Genomic DNA, 17,419 nt, shown 5'->3' on the forward strand with positions numbered 1-17,419 from the left:
TCCCCCCCGCCCCCCCGCGCGGGGGGGGGGGGGCGGGCGCGGGGGGGCGGGCGCGGGGGGGGCGGGGCCCCGGCGGGGGGGGGGGGGGGGGCGCCCGGCCGGATGATGCGAGCGGTTTGCTGCGCCTGTCCGGGATCGATTGGGCCGGTGGGCGCGTCGTCACTGCTCTGGATCACCATGCCCCCCGGAATTCAAGGACCGTCAATCGTGGCGCAGGTTCGGTTGCGCGGCGGGTGAACACCCTGCCGAGGCGGCCGGACTGCTCGCTTGCGAACATATTCTCCGTTCGGACGCCCTCGCAGATTCCCCCGCGACCGTCCTGTCGTTCGAGAAGCTGGTTACGCTGCGCTATGGGCAAACGTTGTCGCCCGAATAACGGATACTGCCAACGGTATCGCAAGTGTAATGATGCCGGGACATTGCTGGTCGTGGGGTAGCCAGCCGAAGGAGAACCGGGATGGACGTCGTGTTGGGGGTCGCGGTCACGGGCCCGGTTGCCCGCTTGGCGCTTGTCGGGCCGGGCGCGGACGTGATCGACCAATCCGTCGTCGACCTGGATGAGAACCCGGTCGGCAAACTCACCGAGACGGTGGTCGGCACCAATCGGCTCCTGGCGGACGAGAACCACCGGCTGGTCAGCACCCGGGTGTGCTGGAGCGACGATCCGCGGGCCGGCCAGCTGCGGCAGGCACTGGAAGATTCCGGCGTTTCCAACGTCGCATTGCTCTCCGACTCGCAAGCGGTGGCCGCGCTGATGCGCGCGGCCGGCCGCCCCGGCGCCGCCGCGCTGGTGCTGGACGACGCGACGGCGACGCTGTCCGTGCCGGGTTCTGCCGATGACCAGAACGCACCGCCGACCGTGCTGGCCAGGGAGGCGGTCGCCGGCAGCGACGCGACCGCGACGTTCAACACGATGATGGCCCAACTCGGCGCCAGGCCGGACGCCCCGGGCGACGTGTACCTGGTGGGCGCTTCGCCCGAGCTGGCTCAGGTCGCCGACCAGATCCGCGATGCGTCGACCATGCGGGTGCAGGTCGCCGACGACCCCGCCTTCGCGATCGCCCGCGGCGCGGCGATGGCCGCCGCGGCGCAGACGGCGTTGTCGGCCGGGGATGCCACCGCGATGGCGCCGGCCGTGGGACTCACCGGGGACGAGACCGCCATGGCGCCCGGGCTCACCGGGGATGAGACCGCCATGGCGCCCGGGCTCACCGGGGACGAGACGACGGTCGTGCCTCCGGCAGATGTGGAGGAACCACAGCTGGCGTACTCGATGACCGACGATGCCGAGCCGTTCGCCGGCGACGAGTACGGCCCCCAATACGACGACTTCGACGACGTCGACGAGACCACGGCCATCCCCTCGCGGCTGAGCCGCCGATCCCTGGTGGTGGGCAACGCCGTGATCGCCTTCGCGGTCATCGGTTTCGCGTCGCTGGCCGCCGCGGTGGCCATTGCGGTCCGTCCCACCGCGAGCCAACAGCCGGTGGTGGGACACCAGAACGCCGCCCCGGGCAAGTTCATGCCGTTGTTGCCGACCCAGCAGCAGGCGCCGGTGCCACCGCCCCCGGTTGATCAGCCCAACGCGGGTTTCCAGGGCGGCGTCATCCCGGATGCCAACGGTCTTATTCCGGCACAGGGCGGCGGTGGGCCGGCCGTCCCCGCCGCGCCGGTGTCGCCCGGCTTCGTACCTAACCCGAATCCCGCTGTGCCCGTTCCGGTCCCGATCATCGTTCCGGTCCCGGTGTATCCGCCGCCCCCATACAACCCGCCGACGTTCACGACGCCGACGACCACGACGACGATCACGACCACGACCACGACGCCGACGACCACGACACCGACCACAACGACGTCCACCACGACGGAGCCGTCCACCACAACGCCAACCACGACGACGCCGACGACGACGACACCGCCCGTGACCACGACCACCCCGCCGACGAGCTCTAAGGAGCCGTTCACCTCGACGCAAACGCCGACAACCGCCGCGCCGCCGCCCAGCACGCACGAAACGACGGTGGCGCCGCACACGCAGACCCCGCAAACGCTCGCCCCGCAGCAGCCACGCACCCATCGCGGGTTCTGAGGCGTCCATGCCCGACGCCGTCACGGTGGTGCTGCCCTGCCTCAACGAGGAGGAGTCGCTGCCCGCGGTGCTGGCGGCCATCCCCGCCGGATACCGGGCGCTGGTCGTCGACAACAACAGCACCGACGACACTGCCGGGGTCGCGCGGCGGCACGGCGCCGAGGTCGTGGTCGAGCCGCGGGCCGGGTACGGCTCGGCGGTGCACGCGGGCGTGGTGGCCGCGAGGACGCCGATCGTGGCGGTGATCGACGCCGACGGCTCGATGGACGCCGGGGAGCTGCCGCGGCTGGTCGCCGCGCTCGAGCAGGGTGCCGATCTGGTGATCGGACGGCGCCGGCCGGTAGCCGGGCTGCATTGGCCGTGGGTGGCCCGGGTCGGCACCGTGGTGATGAGCTGGCGGCTGCGCACCCGCCACGGATTGCCGGTGCACGACATCGCGCCGATGCGGGTGACCCGGCGCGAGGCGCTGCTGAATCTCGGTGTCGTCGACCGGCGTTCGGGTTACCCGCTGGAGCTGCTGGTCCGGGCCGCGGCCGCCGGCTGGCGCGTGGTCGAACTCGACGTCAGCTACGGCCCCCGCACCGGCGGCCAGTCGAAGGTCAGCGGTTCGCTGCGGGGGAGCATCACCGCGATCGTCGACTTCTGGAAGGTGATCTCGTGACTGTCGTGGCGGTGACGCTGCTGGTGGTCGCGAAGGCGCCCGAGCCCGGCCGGGCCAAGACCCGGCTCGCCGCGACGGTCGGGGACCTCGTCGCCGCCGAAATCGCCGCCGCCGCACTGCTGGACACGCTGGACGCGGTGGCCGCCGCGCCGGTGGCGAACCGGGTGGTGGCCATGACCGGCGACCTGAGCGCCGCAGCCGCCGCCGACGAGATCCGGCAACGGCTGGAGTCCTTCACGGTGATTCCCCAGCGCGGCAACGACTTCGCCGATCGCCTCGCCAACGCCCATGCCGACGCGGCGGACGGCTATCCGGTGGTGCAGATCGGGATGGACACCCCGCAGGTGACCGCCGACATGTTGATCGACTGCGCGCAACGCCTGCAGGAGGCGCCGGCCGTGCTCGGGCCGGCCGTCGACGGCGGCTGGTGGGTGCTCGGATTGCGGAGCCCCGAAACGGCCGAATGCCTGCGCACCGTCCCGATGTCGCAGCCCGATACCGGACTGCTGACGTATCGGGCGTTGCACGACTTGGGAATTGAGCCCGTTGCGGCGCCCCGACTGGCCGACTTCGACGTCTTCGACGACGTGGCGGTGGTGCGCGAGGCGTGCGGGCCCGCCAGTCGCTTCGCGAAGGTGACCCGCGCGGCCGGCCTGTAGCCCGCGCCTACCAGTTCGTGACGATGAGGGTGTTGAGCGCCAGGGCGCCGGCGACGTTGAGCGCCAGCCACACTCGGTGCGACCGGACGGGCAACAGCGCGGGCGCCGCGGTGAGCCAGATGGTGAAGGGCAGCCAGATGCGCTCGACCTCGGCCTTGCTGAGCATGCTCAGGTCCGCGCAGGCGATCGCGGCGAGCGCCGCCAGCAGCAGCAGGTGGAACCCGGAACGGCGGCGGATGGCCACCGGGTCGAACAGCCGGCTGATGCCGGCCACGCTGCCCAACCCGATCGCACACACCACCGACGCCAGGTTGGCCCAGCTCCAGTACGCGAACGGGCGGTCTTTAGCGATGCCCTGCCAATAGCGTTGCTGCACAAGGGTATAGCCTTCGAACCAGTAGAACCCCGCCACCGCGAAGGCGACCGCCACCGCCACCGCGGCCAGCGTCGCCGGGCCGAGCGCCCGCAGCACGGCGCGCCAGTCGGCGGCCGATGCCAGCACCGCCAGGGCCGGGAGCCCCATCAACATCAGGCCGTAGTTACAGAACACGCCCCAGCCCAGCAGCAGGCCCGCGGCGGTGCCCACCCCCGCGGGGAACCGGACCGGTCGGTGCACCGCTCCGGCCAACAGCGCGATGCCCCATGCCGCGACCCCGGCGAAGTAGCCGTCGGCGGATACCGCTACCCAGATTGCGGTTGGCGCCACGGCCACGAACGGCGCAGCACGTCGCGCGGTCTCATCGTCGGCCAGCGCGCGAACGGCGATCAGCACCGCGGCCGTCGCGCTGGAGCCGACGAGCAGGCACAGCAGCCCAGCCCACGCGCCCCCGTGCAGGCCGATCCGGTCCAGCCAGACGAAGGTCAGCAGCGCGCCGGGTGGGTGCCCGGAGACGTGGGTGGTCCAGGAGTTCGGTTGGTAGTCGACGATCCGGCTCGCGAACGTGCGCAACGTAGCCGGAATGTCGGCGATGCTTCCCACCTGGGACAGGTACTCGTCCCGGGTGGTCAGCCGGCCGGCGAAGCCGCGTTGCCACCCGTCGATCATCGCCAGCGCGAAGGCCCAGCCGCAGGCGGTGGCCCAGGTGCCCAGCGTGAGGATCCGCCACGAAAGGCGTTGCGCCAGAATCGGTCCCCACGCCACCGCGGCAATCGCGAGGGCGATGGCAGGCCCGGTACCCCAACTGGCGTGGATTTCCCAGGCACCGAAAATCGGCGCGGCTCCGGCGTGCGTGCCGAACCGCTCCTGCCCGACATCGGTCCGCGGCCGCACGCCCCAGTGCAGCCGCGGCAGGATGAACGCCGCCCCGACCAGTACCACCCCGACCGCGACGGCCGCTGACTCCCGACGTGCCACCCTCACGGTCGATCAGCCTATTGATCGGCCGAACCGGCGCCCCAGCGCCGTCCGGTCGACCTTGCCGATGCCCCGCCGCGGCAGCGCGTCGACCACGTGCAACTCGCGCGGGGCGGCGGTGGGGTCCAGGGTGCCCGTCACGTGGGCGCGCAGCGCGTCCAGCGTCGGCGCCGGGCAGCCCTCGGCCAGCACGACCGCGGCCACCACCCGCTGGCCCAGCCGGTCGTCGGCCACGCCGAAAACCGCGCAGTCCGCCACGGCGGGGTGGGTGCCCAGCGCCGCCTCGACCAGCTGCGGCAACACGGTCAAGCCGCCCGTGCTGATCGCGTCGTCGGCGCGGCCCAGCACGGTCAGCACGCCCGCCTCGTCGACGACGCCGAGATCGTCGGTGCGGAACCAGCTCGGCTCGGCGAACGGGTCGGGGTCCACCGGATTGCGGTAGCCCTTGGCCAGGGTCGCGCCCCCGAGGGCGATGCGCCCGTCGTCCACCCGGACCAATACGCCGCGCAGCGGCACGCCGTCGTAGACGCAGCCACCGGCGGTCTCACTCATGCCGTAGGTGCGAACCACGGTGATGCCGGCGGCCGCCGCGGCGTCGAGCACGCCCGCCGGGGCCGGTCCACCCCCGAGCAACACGGCATCGAGTTCGGCGAGCGCGCCCGCGGCCGCCGGATCGGTCAGCGCCTTGGCCATCTGCGCCGCGACCAGCGACGTGTAGCGCCGGCCGGGTCCCAATCGCCTTATCGCGCCGGGCAATTCGGCCACATCGAAGCCCTTGGTGGGGTTTGTGACGTCCAGCTCGACGGGCGCCGAGCCCGCGAGCGCGCTGCGCACCAGCACCTGCAGTCCGGCGATGTGGTACGGCGGCAACGCCAGTAGCCAGCTGCCCGGCCCGCCGAGGCGGTCGTGGGTCGCCGCGGCGCTGGCCGTCAGCGCGGCCGCGGTCAGCAGGGCCCCCTTGGGCGCACCCGTGGTTCCCGACGTCGTCACCACCAGGGCCACGCCGTCGTCGATCTCTTCCCCCACCCGCAGGGCCGCCGCCAGCGCATCCGAGCCGGGGGCCAGGGCGACCAGGGCGGAGTCGCGGCCATCCAGCACCCGTTCCAGGGCGGGCAACAGCGACGAGACGGCCGAACCCGGCAGGACGGTCTGGGCGCGCAGTACGGCTATGCGGGGTCCTCGACCTGGTCCGCGTCATCGAACGGCCAGCCCTGCGCTTCCAGCCGGACCCGCACCCGCTCGACGTCGTCGGGGCTGGGCAGCTCGTCGGTGATCTGCGTGATCAGCACACCGATGTCGACGTCGTCGAATTCGCCGCGGCGGATCAGCTCGCAGGCCACCTCTTTGACCTCGTCGTTGGACATCCGGCGGGCCAGCAGCGCCAGCACCGGGAAGGTGTCCGTCGGCGGGACGCCTTCCGGGTATCCCGCGCGCAGCCACGAGACGATCGAATTGAGAAATCCGTTCACGCTGGTCCAACTCCCCCCGGTGTCCGGCTCGTTGACGCGGTGGGCATCGCTCGATGCTACTTGGGTTTGGCTCCAAGGAAGGCGACGCCGGTGTGATGGGCGATGAAATCCCGGGAGATGTACGCCAGAGCAAAGGCGATCGCCAGCAGGACCACCGCATAAATCGCCCATGCGAGGGCCAGCAGCACCGGGTTTTTTTGTGCCGAGCTGCCGTCGGTGCTTACCTGCCCCGCACCCACTGCGTGGAATCGGAGCCCCAGGGCGAACAACCCCGGCAACGCGGCTCCGGCCAGCATGGCGAAGAGCAGGATCTTGAGGGAGGCCTGGTAGTTGAACCAGTCGCTGAAGTGACTCATCAAGCGTTCGCCTTCATCGTGGGGTCGTCGGAGTCGTACCGGGGGGTGGCGCCCGCCATGGGGCCACCGTCGGAGGGCGGCTCGTGGCCGTCCGCGGCTTCGAGCCCGGCGGTCAGGTCGCCCTTCCATTCGGCGTTGACGTTGTTGTGGTCGACCTTGACCTTGCGCGACCGGATGTAGATGGTGGCCGAAACCGCGACCAGCAGCGCGAAGCCGACGATCGCGCCGGGGTAGCCGCCGATGTAGTGCACGATCCAGTAGGTGACCGCGCCGACCAGCCCGGCCAACGGAAGCGTCACCAGCCAGGCGACGCCCATGCGGCCGGCGACGCCCCAGCGGACCTCGCCGCCGGGCTTGCCGAGTCCGCTGCCCAGCACCGAACCGGTGCAGACCTGGGTGGTCGACAGCGCATAGCCGAAGTGGGTGGACAGCAAAATCACTGCGGCCGAGGACGACTCGGCCGCCATGCCCTGGGGCGACTGGATCTCCACCAGCCCCTTGCCCAGCGTGCGGATGATCCGCCAGCCGCCCAGGTAGGTGCCCGCCGCCATGGACAACGCGCAAGCGACGATGACCCATAGGGGCGGCATCGCGGCGTTTCTGCTGATCGAGCCGTAGGACATCAGCGCCAGGAAGATGATGCCCATCGTCTTCTGCGCGTCGCCGGTCCCGTGCGCCAGCGAAACCAGCGACGCCGAGCCCCACTGGCCGTACCGGAACCCGGCCTCGGTGCGCTTGACCGGGATGCCGCGGGTGATCCGGTACACCAGCCAGGTCGCGATCGCCCCGACGGCGATGGCCAGGATCGCGGCCACCACAGCCGGGATGAGTACGTGGGATACCAGGCCTTTCCACAGCACCCCGTGCCCGCCGACGGCGGCGATCGTGGCGCCGACGATGCCGCCGATCAAGGCGTGCGAGGAACTCGAGGGGATACCGAAGAGCCACGTCAGCAGGTTCCACACGATGCCGCCGACCAAGCCGGCGAATACCAGCTCCAGCGTCACGATGTGCCCGTCGATCAAGCCCTTGGCGATCGTGGCGGCGACGGCGGTGGACATGAACGCGCCTACCAGGTTCAGCACCGCGGACAGTGCGACCGCCGCCTTGGGCTTGAGCGCGCCGCTGGCGATGGAGGTCGCCATCGCGTTGCCGGTGTCGTGGAAGCCGTTCGTGAAATCGAAAGCCAGTGCCGTGATTACGACAATACTCAAGAGGAACAACTGGATGTTCACAGCGCCCGATTCTGGTGGTAGGGGGATTCCATTGTCGAATGCAGGAAGACCTGAATCGCGGGTGTATTGAGAGTCGTCGCCAGATGTTACCTCTCAGTTAACCGGAATTCCCCTGCGGTTTACCCCGGGTGTCGCGGCGCAGCGGGTGGTCGGGCGGGATTTGAACGAAGATCAGCGTGATCCCGTCCGGGTCCGTCACGTGCATTTCGTATAGGCCCCACGGTTCTTGGCGCGCCTCGCGCGCGATCGGCACGCCCCGGCTTTGCAGCTCGGCCTGGGTCGCTTCGATGTCGCGAACCTGAAGCCACAGCGCGCCGGGGAACGGGCCCCGGGAATGGTCCGAGGAGCCGTAGCCCGCCAGCTCCAGCAACGACTGGCCGGCGAAAAAGACTGTGCCCGCGCCGTATTCACGGGCTATTGCGAGCCCGATCTGGTCTCGGTAAAACGTCAACGACTGCTGATAGTCCGCCGGCCGGAACAGCATCCGGCTGGCCAGGATCTCCATAGCGTCGTGTCTATCACATGGGCCGGTTCAGCTGCCGTTTTCGCGGTTGGGTTGGATCCGCTGCCGCTGCATGAGCGTGTTCACCAGCCGGGGACCGAACGTGTCGATCGCCTTCGCGGCGATCGCCATCCGCGGCGCGATCCGCACCGGCCGGGTGCGGGCGGCGGTCAGCATCCATTCGGCGGCCTCTTCTGACGTGAGCGCGGGCATGCCCTCGTACGCCTTCGTCGGCGCGATCATCGGCGTGGCCACCAGCGGGTAGTACAGCGTCGTCGAATGCACACCCTTGCGCCCCCACTCGGTCTCCACGACGCGGCTTACCGCCGACAGCGCCGCCTTCGATGCGTTGTAGACCGCGAACAGCGGCGACGCCTCCGACAGCACCCCCCAGGTGGAGACGTTGATGATGTGGCCGTCGCCGCGTTCGAGCATGCCGGGCGCCAGCCCGCGGATCAGCCGCAGCGGCGAGTAGTAGTTGAGCGCGATCGTCCGCTCGACGTCGTGCCAGCGCTCCAGCGACTCCGCCAGCGGCCGGCGGATGGACCGGCCGGCGTTGTTGATCAGGATGTCGACCCCGCCGAGCCGCTTCTCGACGTCGGCGACCAACGCGTCGACGGCGTCCATGTCGGAGACGTCGCACGGCAGGGACAGCGCGGTGCCGCCCGCCGTGGTGATCCGCTCCGCGAGCGCGTCGAGCAGTTCCTGTCGACGGGCGACGACGGCCACCGTCGCGCCCTGGCAGGCCAGCAGTTCGGCCGCGGCCTCGCCGATGCCCGACGACGCGCCGGTCAGCAGGATGCGCTTGCCGTTGAGGTCGACCGGCTTGATGGCGGGCCGGTTGATCAGCACCTGCGGGGCCATCGGGGGGCGCATGGTGGCCAGGACCAGCTGATCGGTGATCCGGCGCAGGGGACTCTTGCTCACGTGGGGAGTCTAGGGGCGCGCCCCGTGCCCCCGAACGTCACGCCAGCGTGACGTGGGCCGCCGAACGTCACGCCAGCGTGACGTGGGCCGCCGAGCGTCGGACCCGCTAGAAGTAGCGCGGGAACCGGCTCCAGTCCGGCGGCCGCTTCTCCAGGAAGGCGTCGCGGCCCTCGACGGCCTCGTCGGTCATGTAGGCCAGCCGGGTGGCCTCTCCCGCGAACAGCTGCTGGCCCACCAGCCCGTCGTCGAGCAGGTTGAAGGCGAACTTGAGCATCCGTTGCGCCTGAGGCGATTTGGCGTTGATCTCGGCGGCCCACTCGATTGCTGCCTTCTCCAGGTCGGCGTGGTCGATGACCGCGTTGACCGCGCCCATGTGGTGCATCTGCTCGGCGGTGTACGCGCGGCCGAGGAAGAAGATCTCGCGGGCGAACTTCTGGCCCACCTGACGCGCCAGATACGCACTGCCATAGCCGCCGTCGAAGCTGCCGACATCGGCGTCGGTCTGCTTGAACCGGGCGTGCTCGCGGCTGGCCAGGGTGAGATCGCAGACCACGTGCAGGCTGTGCCCGCCGCCGGCCGCCCAGCCGTTGACCAGGCAGATGACCACCTTGGGCATGAACCGGATGAGCCGCTGCACCTCGAGGATGTGCAGCCTGCCGGCGCGGGCGGGGTCGACGGTCTCGGCGGTGTCGCCGCTCGCGTACTGGTAACCGCTGCGCCCCCGGATCCGCTGATCGCCGCCGGAGCAGAACGCCCAGCCGCCGTCTTTGGGCGACGGACCGTTGCCGGTCAGCAGCACCACGCCCACGTCGGGGGACATCCGCGCGTGGTCGAGCACCCGGTAGAGCTCGTCGACGGTGTGCGGCCGAAAGGCGTTGCGCACCTCGGGCCGGTCGAACGCCACCCGCACGGTCGCGTCGGTGACGTGCCGGTGGTAGGTGATGTCGGTCAGGTCGTCGAACCCGGCCACGGGCCGCCAGGCCTGGGCGTCAAAGGGATTGTCAGTCAAGGGTTTCGAACTCCTATACCGGGTCCAGGCGGAACACTGCGCAGCGGCCGGCGAGGGCTTCGAACTCGTCGGGGCGCCCTTCGGTGACGAGCCCCGCCCGCTTCATGAAGCCGACGCCCGTCGGCACCTCGGTGGGGAAGAGTCGCAGGATCGGCCGCGCGTCGTCGGCGGACAGCTCGGCCATCCGTACCCTCTGGGCGTGACGGCCGCGCGCGATCGTGGCCTCACCGGCGGCCCGAACGTTGGCCACCCAGTCGGCGCCCGGGAACCCGGCGACGACGTACTGCCGGCCGTCGACGGTCATGGGGGTCACCGGGGTTGAGCGGTCCGCGCCGGACTTGCGGCCGGTCACCGTCAGCACCACTGGGCTCTCGCCGCCGAAACTCATTCCCAGCCGCGACATCTGGATGAAGACCTTGTTGGCCGGCTTCAACCACCACGGCGGCTTGATCGGTTTGCCGCTTCCCATAGGCAGCGACGTTACCTCTCAAAGGGCTCCGCGCCATGGGGCTGGGGTTCGGTTGTACCAACGGCGTCCAGCGTTTCCAGTGCTTCGGCATCGAGGGCGACGTCGGCCGCGGCAAGGTTTTCCTCGAGGTGCCCGACGGATCGCGTGCCCGGGATCAGCAATGTGTTCGGCGCGTGCGCCAGCAGCCACGCCAAGCCGACCTGGGCGCCCGTGACGCCGAGCGCACCGGCGATCTCGGCCACCGCAGGATGGTCGGCGACCTTCGGGAAGCCCGGAAACGACGAGCCCAGCGGGAAGTAAGGCACCCAGGCGACGCCCTCGGCCGCGCACAGGTCCAGCGTGGCTTCCTGTGAGCGGTCGAGCAGGCTGTAGGCATTCTGCACGCAGGCAATCCCCGCGGGCAACGCCCGCCGCACCACCTCGAGCGGCACGGCGCTGATGCCGATCGCGCCGATCTTGCCCTCGTCGCGCAGCGCGATCATCTCGGCGAGCTGGTCGTCGACGTCGACGACCTGGTCGCCCTCGGCGGCCACGCCGGGCCCCAGGTCCATGCGCCGCAGGTTGACCACCGGAACGCAGTCCAGACCGAGCTGGCGCAGGTCGTCCTCGACCGCGGCGCGCAGCTGCTCGGGCTTTTGTGCGGCGGCCAGGGGGATCGGTTGTTCGCCGGTGAAGCGCGCACCGACCTTGCTGACGATGACGAGGTCGTCCGGGTAGGGGGCCAGCGCCGCCCGGATCCGGCGGTTCACTTCGCCGGGGCCGTAGAACGACGCGGTGTCGATGTGGTTGACGCCGAGGTCGACCGCGCGGCGCAGCACCGCGGCCGCATCCTCGGCAGACGGGGCCTCGAACAGCTGCATCGCGCCGTAGCCGATGCGGGCGACTGCCGACGCGCCAATGTTGCCCCGCCCGCCGGGTTGTGGTTTGTCCGTCATGGTGCTCCCTCGTGCCACACTGGAGAAATGCGGAGGGTCCTCCGCTTGTTCGAGCCTAGCAGAAACGGAGGAACCTCCGCTTTGGTCGAGATCCGATCGGACGCGCGCCGTAATCGTGAGCGGCTGCTCGAGGTGGCGACGGCGGCGTTCACCGCCGGCCAAGGGCGATCCGTGTCGCTCGAGGCCATCGCGCGCGAGGCCGGCGTCGGGATCGGCACGCTCTACCGCCACTTTCCGAATCGGGAGGCGCTCGTCGAGGCGGTCTATCGCGCCGAGCTCGCCGAAGTGGCCGCAACGGCCGACCGGCTACTCAAGCGGCATCCGCCCAAGGCCGCGCTGCGCCGCTGGATGGACCGCTACGCGTCATTCGTGGCCGCCAAGCGTGGCATGGCCGAGTCGCTGCAGGCGATCTTCGCCTCCGGCGCCATGCAGGCCGGCCAGACTCGTGACAGCATCGTCGGCGCCGTCGACCTGCTGTTGCGTGCGGGCGTCGAGGACGGCAGCCTGCGCCCCGACGTGCAGGCCGACGATGTGGTGTCCAGCCTGATTGGCATCTTCCTGGCCAGCGGCTCGCCCGAGCAGACGGGCCGCATGCTCGACCTGCTGGCGGCCGGCATCGCGACAAGCTAGCCGGATTTTTGCGCCCAACGTCACGCTGGAGTGACGGCGCCCGGTGAGCGCCACGCTGGCGTGACGCTCGGCGACACAAACTCAGCCGACGGCGCGGCCGGCGCCCTCCCAGAACTGGGCGCGCACGGCCTTCTTGTCCGGCTTGCCCAGCGCGGTCACCGGCACCGACTCGACGACGATCACCTGCTTTGGCGACTGCACCGAACCCTTGCGCTCCTTGACCGCGGACTGAATCTCGACGGTCACCCGCGCCACCGACTCCTCGTCGGAGGGATGGTCGGGTCGCAGCACGATCACCGCGGTGACGGCTTCGCCCCACTTCTCGTCCGGCGTGCCGATCACGCACACCTGCGCGACGGCCGGGTGCTCGGCGACAACGTCCTCCACTTCCCGGGGGAACACGTTGAATCCGCCGGTGACGATCATGTCCTTGACCCGGTCCACGATGAACCAGAAGCCGTCCTCGTCCTCGCGGGCCATGTCACCGGTGTGCAGCCAGCCGTCCTTGAACGTCTTGGCCGTCTCCTCCGGCAGGTTCCAGTACCCGCCGCTCAGCAGTGGCCCGGACACGCAGATCTCACCGACCTCGCCCTGCGGCACCGGGTTGCCGTCGGCGTCCAGCAGTGCGGTGCGGGCGAACAGCGTGGGCCGCCCGCAGGAGGTCAGCCGCTTCTCGTCGTGGTCCTTCTTGGCCAGGTAGGAGATGACCATCGGCGCTTCGGATTGCCCGTAGTACTGGGCGAAGATCGGCCCGAAGCGGCGGATGGCCTCGGCCAGCCGCACCGGGTTCATCGCCGAGGCGCCGTAATAGACCGTCTCCAGCGACGACAGGTCGCGGGTGTGCGAATCCGGGTGGTCCATCAGCGCGTAGATCATCGACGGCACCAGCATGGTCGCGGTGATCTTCTGCTCCTCGATCACCCGCAGCACCTCGGCCGGATCGAACTTGGTCAGCACGACCAGCTCGCCGCCCTTGATGATCGTCGGCACGAAGAACGCCGCACCGGCATGCGACAGCGGCGTGCACATCAGGAAGCGCGGGTTCTCCGGCCACTCCCACTCCGCGAGCTGAATCGTGGTCATCGTGGTGATCGACTGCGCGGTGCCCAGCACACCCTTGGGCTTGCCGGTGGTGCCACCGGTGTAGGCCATTCCGCCGATGTGATCGGGCGGAAGGTCGGCCGCCACCAACGGCTGCGGCGGATACTTCGCGGCCTCGGCCACCAGGTCCACCGCGGAATCACCCAGCGCTTCGGGGACCGGGCCGATGGTCAGCACCTGCTTGAGGCCGGGCACCTTCTCCAGCAGGCCCAGCGCCCGCTCGACGAACATCGGGTTGGGATCGATGATCAGCGACGTCACGCCGGCGTCGCCCAGCACGTAGGCGTGGTCGTCCAGGGAACCCAGCGGGTGCAGGGCCACGCGCCGGTAGCCCTGGGTCTGGCCGGCGCCGATGATCATCAGCACCTCGGGCCGGTTCAGCGACAGCAGCCCGACGGTCGCGCCGGTGCCCGCACCGAGCGCCTCGAAAGCCTGGATGTATTGGCTGATGCGCTCGGCGAGCTGTCCACCGGTCAGCGTGGTGTCGCCGAGATGCAACACCGGCTTGTTCTTGTTGCGCTTGAGCGCACCGACTGTCAGGTGTCCGGAATGAATGGGATGGCGCAGCAGATCGTCACTCATGGGGCAAGACTAGAACGTGTTGCAATTCCGGTCAGCCACCCCCTCGGAGCACTAGCATCCCTGCACATGGCGCAGGCAGATCTGGTCGTTACCGGAACCATCCTGACCGTCGACGACGCGCGGCCCACCGCCGAGGCGCTCGCCGTGGCCGACGGGCGCATCGTCGCCGTCGGCAGCCGCTCCGATGTGGCCATGCTGACCGGCCCCGAGACGCGGACCATCGACTTCGGCGAAGGCTGCGTCATGCCGGGATTCGTTGAGGCGCACGGCCATCCGCTGATGGAGGCCTTGGCGCTGTCGGACCGCATCGTCGACATCCGGCCGGTCACCATACGAGAAGCCGACGACGTCGTCGGCGCCGTCCGCCGTGAGGTCGCCGCCAGGGGAGCGGCCGGCGCCTACCTGAACGGCTGGGACCCGCTGCTGCAGTCCGGGTTGCCCCAGCCGACGCTGGCCTGGCTCGACGAGATCGCGCCGAACGGGCCGTTGATCATCATCCACAACTCCGGGCACAAGGCCTATTTCAATTCGCCCGCCGCACGGCGCGCCGGCCTGACCCGTGACACCCCCGATCCCAAGGGCGCCCGGTTCGGCCGCGACGCGCACGGCGAGCTGGACGGCACGGCCGAGGAGACCGGCGCGGTGTTCCCGCTGCTGGCCGGGGCCATCGCGCCCGGCGACTATCCGGCGATGCTGCTCGCCGAATGCGCGCGGCTCAACCGCGCCGGCCTGACCACCTGCTCCGAGATGGCCTTCGACCCGGCGTTCGGGCCGGTGGTCGAGCGGCTCCGCGACCAGCTGACGGTCCGGCTGCGCACCTACGAGATCTCCAATCCGCAGATGCGCACCGACGCCACCCCCGGCCAGGGCGACGACATGCTGCGCCAGGTCGGCATCAAGATCTGGGTAGACGGCTCCCCGTGGGTCGGCAACATCGCCCTGTCCTTCCCGTACCTGGATACCGACGCCACCCGCACCATCGGGGTGCCGCCCGGCTCCTGCGGCCACGCCAACTACACCCGCGAGCAGCTCAGCGAAATCGTCGGCGCCTACTTCCCGCTGGGCTGGCCGATGGCCTGCCACGTGCAGGGCGATGCCGGGGTGGACACCATCCTCGATGTCTACGAGGAGGCGCTGCACCGCCACCCGCGCGACGACCATCGGCTGCGGCTCGAGCACGTCGGCGCCATCCGGCCCGAGCAGCTGCAGCGCGCCGCCGACCTCGGGGTCACCTGCAGCATCTTCGTCGACCAGATCCACTACTGGGGCGACATCATCGTCGACGGCCTGTTCGGCCCCGAACGCGGATCCCGTTGGATGCCAGCCGGTTCCGCGGTCGCCACCGGCATGCGCATCTCGTTGCACAACGACCCCCCGGTCACGCCCGAGGAGCCGTTGCGCAACATCAGCGTGGCCGTGACGCGCACGGCGCCCAGCGGCCGGGTACTGGCGCCCGAGGAGCGGTTGACGGTCGAGCAGGCCATCCGCGCGCAGACCATCGACGCGGCGTGGCAGTTGTTCGCCGACGACGTCATCGGCTCGCTGGAGGTGGGCAAGTACGCCGACCTGGTGGTGCTGTCGGCCGATCCGCGGACCGTGCCGCCCGAGGAGATCGCCGACCTGGAGGTGCGCGCGACGTTCCTGGCGGGCCGCCAGGTCTACGGCCGGTGACGCCCACGCTCGACGACCTATTGGACCGCCTGCACGTGGTCGCGTTGCCGATGCGGGTGCGGTTCCGCGGCATCACCACCCGGGAGGTCGCGCTCATCGAGGGCCCCGCGGGTTGGGGGGAGTTCGGGGCCTTCCTGGAGTACGCGCCGCCCGAGGCCGCGCACTGGCTGGCCGCGGGCATCGAGGCCGCCTACCGCCCGCCGCCGCAGCCGCGGCGGGACCGCATCCCGATCAACGCCACCGTCCCGGCCGTCGACGCCGCCCGGGTGGGCGAGGTGCTGGCCCGGTTCCCCGGCGCCCGCACGGCCAAGGTGAAGGTCGCCGAGCCGGGCCAGACGCTGGCCGACGACGTCGAGCGGGTCAACGCGGTGCGCGAACTCGTGCCGACCGTGCGGGTGGACGCCAACGGCGGCTGGACCGTCGAGCAGGCGGTGCGGGCAGCCACCGCGCTGACCGTCGACGGCCCGCTGGAATACCTCGAACAACCATGCGCGACCGTCGACGAGCTCGCCGCCCTGCGCGCGCGGATCGACGTGCCGATCGCCGCCGACGAAAGCATCCGCAAGGCGGACGACCCGCTCGCCGTGGTCCGCGCCGGCGCCGCCGACATCGCGGTGCTGAAAGTCGCCCCGCTGGGCGGCGTTGCGGCCATGCTTGCGATCGCCGCGCAGATCGACATTCCGGTCGTGGTCTCCAGCGCGATCGACTCGGCGGTCGGCATCAGTCATGGCCTGGCCGCCGCGGCGGCCCTCCCGGTGCTGAGCCACGCGTGCGGGCTCGGCACCGGCGGGCTGTTCGTAGCGGACGTGGCCGACGTTGCCTCCCCCGTCGACGGCACCCTGGCGGTCGGGCCGGTCACCCCCGACCCAGCCCGGCTGCGGGACCTCGCCGCGCCCGCGGAGCGGCGGCAATGGTGGATCGACCGGGTCAGGGCCTGCCACGCACTCCTTGTACCGTCGTCCGAGTGATCAACCTGGCTTACGACGACCGCGGCTCCGGTGAGCCGGTGGTGTTCATCAGCGGCCACGGCGGGGCCGGCCGGACCTGGCAGCCGTATCAGGTCCCCGCGTTCCTGGCGGCCGGCTACCGCGTCATCACCTTCGACAATCGGGGCATCGGCGCCACGGAGAACGCGCAGGGTTTCACGACGCAGACCATGGTGGCCGACACGGCGGCGCTGATCGAAGGACTGGATGCCGCGCCGGCCCGCATCGTGGGGATGTCGATGGGTGCGTTCATCGCCCAGGAACTCATGCTCGCGCGGCCCGAGCTCGTCAGCTCCGCGGTGTTGATGGGCACCCGGGGCCGCATGGATAAAACCCGCGAGTTCTTCCGCGACGCCGAGGCCGAGCTGGCCGACGCCGGTGTCCAGGTGCCGAGCTCGTACGAGGCGAAAATCCGCCTGCTGGAAAACTTTTCGCACAAGACGCTCAACGACGACGTCGCGGTCGCGGACTGGATCGCCATGTTCAGCATGTGGCCCGTCAAGGCAACCCCGGGAACGCGTTGCCAGCTCGACATCGCCCCGCACACCAACCGGTTGCCGGCCTACCGCAGCATCGCGACGCCGGTGCTGGTGATCGGCTTCTCCGACGACGTGTTGACGCCGCCCTACCTGGGGCGCGAGGTCGCCGACGCGCTGCCCAACGGCCGTTACGTGCAGATACCCGACGCCGGCCACCTCGGCTTCTTCGAGCGCCCCGACGCCGTCAACGAGGCCGCGCTGAAGTTCTTCGCCAGCAACTAGTTCTGGCGCCAGCTGCGCTCGGC

At 70.5% G+C, this 17,419-nt stretch carries 18 protein-coding genes; 7 read left to right on the forward strand and 11 right to left on the reverse strand.

All coding sequences use genetic code 11. From position 1 onward, the window contains the following. Positions 1–457: 457 nt before the first annotated feature. Genes A5773_RS26025 through A5773_RS12745 form a run of 3 tightly spaced genes read left to right on the forward strand, consistent with a single transcriptional unit; the run spans position 458 to position 3,409 of the window. Positions 458–2,089 carry a hypothetical protein gene (locus A5773_RS26025; RefSeq protein WP_067791159.1) on the forward strand — a complete coding sequence of 544 codons (1,632 nt, stop codon included), beginning with the start codon at positions 458–460 and terminating at the stop codon, positions 2,087–2,089. Positions 2,090–2,096: 7 nt separating this feature from the next. Then, a complete protein-coding gene (locus tag A5773_RS12740) occupies positions 2,097–2,750 on the forward strand; it encodes a glycosyltransferase family 2 protein (RefSeq protein ID WP_066956480.1) in 654 nt (217 codons plus the stop codon). Then, entirely contained in the window at positions 2,747–3,409 is a 663-nt protein-coding gene (locus tag A5773_RS12745) for a DUF2064 domain-containing protein (protein WP_067791161.1), read from the forward strand. The genes A5773_RS12740 and A5773_RS12745 overlap by 4 nt, the downstream gene beginning before the upstream one ends. A gap of 7 nt (positions 3,410–3,416) precedes the next feature. Here A5773_RS12745 and A5773_RS12750 read toward each other — a convergent pair whose 3' ends face one another. The 10 genes from A5773_RS12750 to A5773_RS12795 all read right to left on the reverse strand — a co-directional run bounded on the left by A5773_RS12750 (position 3,417) and on the right by A5773_RS12795 (position 11,665). Then, complete coding sequence (locus tag A5773_RS12750) at positions 3,417–4,769, reverse strand: hypothetical protein (RefSeq protein WP_067791163.1); 1,353 nt, start codon at positions 4,767–4,769, stop codon at positions 3,417–3,419. A gap of 6 nt (positions 4,770–4,775) precedes the next feature. Next, positions 4,776–5,861 (reverse strand): o-succinylbenzoate--CoA ligase, encoded by a 1,086-nt coding sequence (gene menE, locus A5773_RS12755; RefSeq protein WP_067791219.1) that lies wholly within the window; start codon positions 5,859–5,861, stop codon positions 4,776–4,778. 68 nt (positions 5,862–5,929) lie between these two features. Then, a complete protein-coding gene (locus A5773_RS12760) occupies positions 5,930–6,232 on the reverse strand; it encodes a DUF3349 domain-containing protein (RefSeq protein WP_067791164.1) in 303 nt (100 codons plus the stop codon). A 56-nt stretch (positions 6,233–6,288) separates the two neighbouring features. Further along, on the reverse strand, positions 6,289–6,588 hold the full coding sequence (locus A5773_RS12765) for a hypothetical protein (protein WP_067791165.1): 300 nt from the start codon (positions 6,586–6,588) through the stop codon (positions 6,289–6,291). After that, the gene (locus tag A5773_RS12770) at positions 6,588–7,823 is read right to left on the reverse strand and encodes an inorganic phosphate transporter (protein ID WP_066956498.1); all 1,236 of its coding nucleotides are present in this window, start codon (positions 7,821–7,823) and stop codon (positions 6,588–6,590) included. Before A5773_RS12770 ends, A5773_RS12765 begins: the two co-directional genes overlap by 1 nt. A gap of 97 nt (positions 7,824–7,920) precedes the next feature. Beyond that, on the reverse strand, positions 7,921–8,328 hold the full coding sequence (locus A5773_RS12775) for a VOC family protein (RefSeq protein ID WP_067791166.1): 408 nt from the start codon (positions 8,326–8,328) through the stop codon (positions 7,921–7,923). Positions 8,329–8,355: 27 nt separating this feature from the next. After that, on the reverse strand, positions 8,356–9,252 hold the full coding sequence (locus tag A5773_RS12780) for an SDR family oxidoreductase (protein WP_067791167.1): 897 nt from the start codon (positions 9,250–9,252) through the stop codon (positions 8,356–8,358). A 106-nt stretch (positions 9,253–9,358) separates the two neighbouring features. Further along, positions 9,359–10,261, reverse strand: coding sequence for a 1,4-dihydroxy-2-naphthoyl-CoA synthase (locus A5773_RS12785; RefSeq protein WP_066956506.1), 903 nt, complete (start codon positions 10,259–10,261; stop codon positions 9,359–9,361). 13 nt (positions 10,262–10,274) lie between these two features. Beyond that, a complete protein-coding gene (locus A5773_RS12790) occupies positions 10,275–10,730 on the reverse strand; it encodes a nitroreductase family deazaflavin-dependent oxidoreductase (protein WP_066956509.1) in 456 nt (151 codons plus the stop codon). 11 nt (positions 10,731–10,741) lie between these two features. Further along, complete coding sequence (locus tag A5773_RS12795) at positions 10,742–11,665, reverse strand: aldo/keto reductase (protein WP_066956513.1); 924 nt, start codon at positions 11,663–11,665, stop codon at positions 10,742–10,744. 81 nt (positions 11,666–11,746) lie between these two features. Here A5773_RS12795 and A5773_RS12800 point away from each other — a divergent pair, with 81 nt between their 5' ends. Continuing rightward, positions 11,747–12,295 carry a TetR/AcrR family transcriptional regulator gene (locus A5773_RS12800; RefSeq protein WP_066956515.1) on the forward strand — a complete coding sequence of 183 codons (549 nt, stop codon included), beginning with the start codon at positions 11,747–11,749 and terminating at the stop codon, positions 12,293–12,295. 81 nt (positions 12,296–12,376) lie between these two features. On the opposite strand, the gene fadD8 is transcribed toward A5773_RS12800, so the two are convergent. After that, positions 12,377–13,978 (reverse strand): fatty-acid--CoA ligase FadD8, encoded by a 1,602-nt coding sequence (fadD8, locus tag A5773_RS12805; protein ID WP_067791168.1) that lies wholly within the window; start codon positions 13,976–13,978, stop codon positions 12,377–12,379. Positions 13,979–14,044: 66 nt separating this feature from the next. Here fadD8 and A5773_RS12810 point away from each other — a divergent pair, with 66 nt between their 5' ends. From A5773_RS12810 to A5773_RS12820, 3 genes are read left to right on the forward strand one after another with little or no spacing between them, the layout of a single operon-like run. Further along, positions 14,045–15,649 carry an amidohydrolase gene (locus tag A5773_RS12810; RefSeq protein ID WP_067791169.1) on the forward strand — a complete coding sequence of 535 codons (1,605 nt, stop codon included), beginning with the start codon at positions 14,045–14,047 and terminating at the stop codon, positions 15,647–15,649. 50 nt (positions 15,650–15,699) lie between these two features. Beyond that, positions 15,700–16,617 carry an o-succinylbenzoate synthase gene (locus A5773_RS12815; protein ID WP_232001845.1) on the forward strand — a complete coding sequence of 306 codons (918 nt, stop codon included), beginning with the start codon at positions 15,700–15,702 and terminating at the stop codon, positions 16,615–16,617. Further along, positions 16,614–17,396 (forward strand): alpha/beta fold hydrolase, encoded by a 783-nt coding sequence (locus tag A5773_RS12820; RefSeq protein ID WP_067264849.1) that lies wholly within the window; start codon positions 16,614–16,616, stop codon positions 17,394–17,396. Before A5773_RS12815 ends, A5773_RS12820 begins: the two co-directional genes overlap by 4 nt. Positions 17,397–17,419 lie beyond the last annotated feature (23 nt).

This window comes from Mycobacterium sp. 852014-52450_SCH5900713 (genome assembly GCF_001667075.1).
GTDB lineage: Bacteria > Actinomycetota > Actinomycetes > Mycobacteriales > Mycobacteriaceae > Mycobacterium.

Bases quoted from the DNA above. Each gene is read 5' to 3' on its own strand.
- A5773_RS12795 (WP_066956513.1), bottom strand. From the start codon at position 11,665: ATGACGGACAAACCACAACCCGGCGGGCGGGGCAACATTGGCGCGTCG.
- A5773_RS12740 (WP_066956480.1), top strand. From the start codon at position 2,097: ATGCCCGACGCCGTCACGGTGGTGCTGCCCTGCCTCAACGAGGAGGAG.
- A5773_RS12790 (WP_066956509.1), bottom strand. From the start codon at position 10,730: ATGGGAAGCGGCAAACCGATCAAGCCGCCGTGGTGGTTGAAGCCGGCC.
- A5773_RS26025 (WP_067791159.1), top strand. From the start codon at position 458: ATGGACGTCGTGTTGGGGGTCGCGGTCACGGGCCCGGTTGCCCGCTTG.
- fadD8 (WP_067791168.1), bottom strand. From the start codon at position 13,978: ATGAGTGACGATCTGCTGCGCCATCCCATTCATTCCGGACACCTGACA.
- A5773_RS12815 (WP_232001845.1), top strand. From the start codon at position 15,700: ATGCGGGTGCGGTTCCGCGGCATCACCACCCGGGAGGTCGCGCTCATC.
- A5773_RS12765 (WP_067791165.1), bottom strand. From the start codon at position 6,588: ATGAGTCACTTCAGCGACTGGTTCAACTACCAGGCCTCCCTCAAGATC.
- A5773_RS12810 (WP_067791169.1), top strand. From the start codon at position 14,045: ATGGCGCAGGCAGATCTGGTCGTTACCGGAACCATCCTGACCGTCGAC.
- A5773_RS12775 (WP_067791166.1), bottom strand. From the start codon at position 8,328: ATGGAGATCCTGGCCAGCCGGATGCTGTTCCGGCCGGCGGACTATCAG.